Here is a 3,466-nt window from a genome sequence, read left to right on the forward strand (position 1 = left end):
CGCCACGACCGGTCGTGGCGGGCGCCCTGCTGTCGGGCACTGTGGTTCGGGAGGGGGTCAGGCGGTGGCCAGGCAGAACTGCACCAGCCCGGCGTCCACGTCGCGGATGATCTGTTCCATCTCGGCCCACCGGGGTTGGAACTCGGTGCCCCACTCGACGGTGAAGCCGAACACCTTGCCCTGGTCGGGGTCGGCGAAGGCGCGGGAGAAGACGTAGTCGTCGCTGGTCCCGCTGGTCGGGTACAGGTGGAACCCGGTGATCGGCTTGTACGCCAGGCCGCGCACGCCCTTGAGGCCCTGGCAGAACGCCTCGGCGAGCTGCCGCTCGGCGTCCTCGTCGGCCCTGGGGATGTACTCGGCGTACGCGAGGTCGTTGGGCCGGCCGCGCTTGCCGTTGAAGTCGGCGTTGCGGAAGTTCATCTCGGGCTTGTCCGACTGGTTCTCGTCGTCGCCCCAGTTGTAGAGGATGTCCTGCGAGTAGCTGTGCACGTCGACGAACCACGCGGTCTGCGGGAACTGCTCCAGCAGCGCGAGGACGTTCTGGGTCTCCGGTTCGGAGAACGCGCTCGGACCGGCGTAGACCTGGAAGTCGCACGGGTCGTTGGACACCCGGGGGTTGGCGGCCGGGTCGAAGGCCGTGACGAAGTCGAAGAGGAAGTCGTAGTTGCGGTTGAGGTCGACGCCGACGCAGTCCGGGTTCTGGCTGCCGCCGGTGTAGGCGGGGTTGCGGTTCTTGCGCCACATCGGCCGGACGGTCTGGCTGTAGTGCCGGCCGTCGGGGTTGACCAGCGGGTAGAGCACCAGGTCGATCCGGTGGAGCAGGTCGCTGACCTGGCCGACGGTGAAGCTGGTGCCGCCGTAGCCGAGGCCGGTGCCGTCGCGCTGGGCCTCCAGCAGGTCGGCGGCGAGGTGGACGAGGATCTCGCAGCTGCCCCATTCACGGGCGTGGACCCCGCCGATCATCATCACGCACGGCTTGGGGAGTGCCGCGGGGACGCCGATCTGCAGGGCGTGGGCGGTGCGGCCCTCGATCGACGTGTTGGGCAGGGTGACGAGTTGGGCGAGGTCGGGGTAGGCGGTGGCCAGGCTGGTCACGGCGGACTCGACTTCGGTGACGTTCAGGTACGGCATGGCGGGCCTCCCGGGTCAGCCGGAGATCTTGTCGGCCAGGCCGCGCGGGACGGCGTCGGCGGGGGCGAAGCGGTCGCCGCTGCCGACCTCGGCCTGGGCGGTGCGCCCGGCCTCGCTGGCGTTGCCGACGGTGGTGACCGTGATGCCCTCGCGTTCGAGGGCCGGGATCCGGTCGGCCGTGGCGTAGACGTCGATGCCGATGCGGCCGTCCTCCTCGACGTGCGGGCGTCCGCCGACGTCGGGTCGGGTGTCGTGCAGCAGGGCGCGCAGGGTCTCCGGGTCCTTGGCGGTGACACGCAGGCGCAGGATGTCGTCGTGGGGTGAATTCGGAACGGCGGACATGGGGAACCTCTTCCGGGCGCTGCCGGTGGCCGGAGCTGGGTCCGGCGGCTCGAACGGCGGCGCCGATATGAGCGGATATGTCCGACGTGTACCTCGTATCCTCAGGATGCGTCGCCGCCGTAGAAGCCGTCAAGGGGCGGCTCGGGCATCCCGTCGAGCAGGCTGTCCAGGCCGCTCAGCATCTCGGCCTCGTCGTCGAAGTCGGAGAACCGGGGCACCAGGGCGCGCAGCCTGGGGTAGTCGGTGGCGGACAGCCGGTGCAGGCCGAGCCGCAGGGCCGGGTCCGGCTCGTTCGGGTTGTCGACCACCTGGCGCTTGTCCACCAGCAGGCAGCCGAGGTTCCAGGCGACGAAGGTGCGGTAGACGGTCAGCGCGCCGGCGTCGTCGAAGCCGGCCCGGCCGAGCACGGCCAGGATGTGCTCGGTGAGCTCCAGCACCGAGGCGGGGCGCCGGGCCACCGGGACGGCCAGTGGGCGGGTCGCGACCAGCGGCAGGATCTCGGGGTGGGCGTGCGCGGTGGCGGCGAACGCCCGGGCGATCCGGCGCAGTTCGGCGCGCCAGCCGTCCTCGTGCGGGCCGCGGGTGGCGCCGGCCCGCAGCCGGGCGTTGATCTCGTCGAAGTAGGCCTCGACCAGGCCGTCGATCAGGGCCTCCTTGCCCGGGGTGTAGCGGTACAGGGCCATCGACTCCACGCCGAGATCGGCGGCCAGCCTGCGCATGGTCAGCGCGGCCAGGCCCTCGCGGTCGACCAGGGCCACGGCGGCGCCCAGCACCAGCGGGCGGCTCAGCCGGCCCCGCCTCTCGGGGGCGTCCTGCTCGGCCATCTCCGCGCTCCTCCGGGTCGGTGGCAGCGTCCTCGGTCGGTCGGTCGGTCGGTCGGTCGGTCGGTCGGCTCGGCGGGGACGGGGGCCGCTGCCGGGCCGGGTCCTCGGGTCTTCGGCGGATGTCACTCAGCGGATACAGAACCAGGATACAAGGTAGGAATCGGGCGTAAACGGGCGCGCGGCCGCCCGGGGGCGGTGCCGCCGATCCCGCTGGTCAGGTGACCGGGCGAGGGGCGGTGGGGGCGGCGACCGGGGCCGCGGGGCAGGTCGCGGTGCGTAGTCGGTTGCTGTGCGTAGAGTCGGTCGCGGTGCGTAGTCGGCCGGGGTGGCAAACGGCTTTCCGGGGGCCCGGGATAGCGTGGGGGCGACCCCGTGATCACCGTCCCGAGGAGAGCGGATGAACAGTCAGAACGATCCCGTGCGCGTGCTGTTGGCGGAGGCCTGGACCTCCTGGGCGGAGCGGGGTGCGGCGCTGGCCGCCGAGGACTGGGAGCGGCCCACCCGGCTGCCCGCGTGGACCGTACGGGAGCTGTTCGCGCACGTGGCGCCGGTGCCGGAGATGTTCACCGGGCTGCGCGGGGCCGTCCTGGACGCGCCGGCCGAGGTGACCGACGGGGCCGGCATCCTGCGGGCCTACAACCGGCCGGGCGGCCTCGCCCACACCGCCGCCGGGCAGGTCGCCGAGGCGGCGAAGCGGACCGCCGAGGTGGCCGATCCCGCCGTGCTGATCGCCCGGTTCGGCGTCGAGGGCCCGGCGGCGCTGGCCGGTCTCGCGGACCTGCCGCCGGGTGCCACGGTGGCGCACCCGCTGCTCGGCAGCGTGACGGTCGGCGCGCTCGGCGAGGTGGCGCTGATGGAGGCGACCGTCCACCTGCTCGACCTGATCGCGGCCGTCGGCGGCCCGCCGCCCGCCGAGGGGGCGCTGCACTTCACCCGCGCGCTGCTGGCGGAGGTGGCCGACCCGGTGGCCTTCATCGAGGCCGCGACCGGCCGCAGCGCCCAGGCGGTGCTCCCGGTGCTGCGGTAGGGCCGCCATCGGGCGAGGTGGGGCGTATGCGTCTCATGTCATGAGCCTTTCAAAGGTGCGGGTTTGCTGTCACGCTGCTGCTCCCGGCCCGCTCCCCACGAGAGGCTCCGATGAGAAGACTCCTGCCTGCCCTGACCGGCGC

Annotated in this window: 4 protein-coding genes; 1 reads left to right on the top strand and 3 read right to left on the bottom strand. The window is 72.9% G+C overall.

What is annotated here, in order from left to right:
- Positions 1–57 precede the first annotated feature (57 nt).
- The 3 genes from ACFU6K_RS34285 to ACFU6K_RS34295 all read right to left on the bottom strand — a co-directional run bounded on the left by ACFU6K_RS34285 (position 58) and on the right by ACFU6K_RS34295 (position 2,297).
- Entirely contained in the window at positions 58–1,131 is a 1,074-nt protein-coding gene (locus ACFU6K_RS34285) for a M14 family metallopeptidase (protein WP_380669792.1), read from the bottom strand.
- Between the two features lie 15 nt (positions 1,132–1,146).
- Entirely contained in the window at positions 1,147–1,473 is a 327-nt protein-coding gene (locus ACFU6K_RS34290; RefSeq protein ID WP_380669794.1) for a hypothetical protein, read from the bottom strand.
- A 101-nt stretch (positions 1,474–1,574) separates the two neighbouring features.
- The gene (locus ACFU6K_RS34295) at positions 1,575–2,297 is read right to left on the bottom strand and encodes a TetR/AcrR family transcriptional regulator (protein WP_380669796.1); all 723 of its coding nucleotides are present in this window, start codon (positions 2,295–2,297) and stop codon (positions 1,575–1,577) included.
- Between the two features lie 397 nt (positions 2,298–2,694).
- Here ACFU6K_RS34295 and ACFU6K_RS34300 point away from each other — a divergent pair, with 397 nt between their 5' ends.
- On the top strand, positions 2,695–3,324 hold the full coding sequence (locus ACFU6K_RS34300) for a maleylpyruvate isomerase N-terminal domain-containing protein (RefSeq protein ID WP_380669798.1): 630 nt from the start codon (positions 2,695–2,697) through the stop codon (positions 3,322–3,324).
- Positions 3,325–3,466 lie beyond the last annotated feature (142 nt).

Origin of the sequence: Kitasatospora sp. NPDC057512, assembly GCF_042802135.1 — a bacterium.
Classification (GTDB): Bacteria; Actinomycetota; Actinomycetes; order Streptomycetales; family Streptomycetaceae; genus Kitasatospora.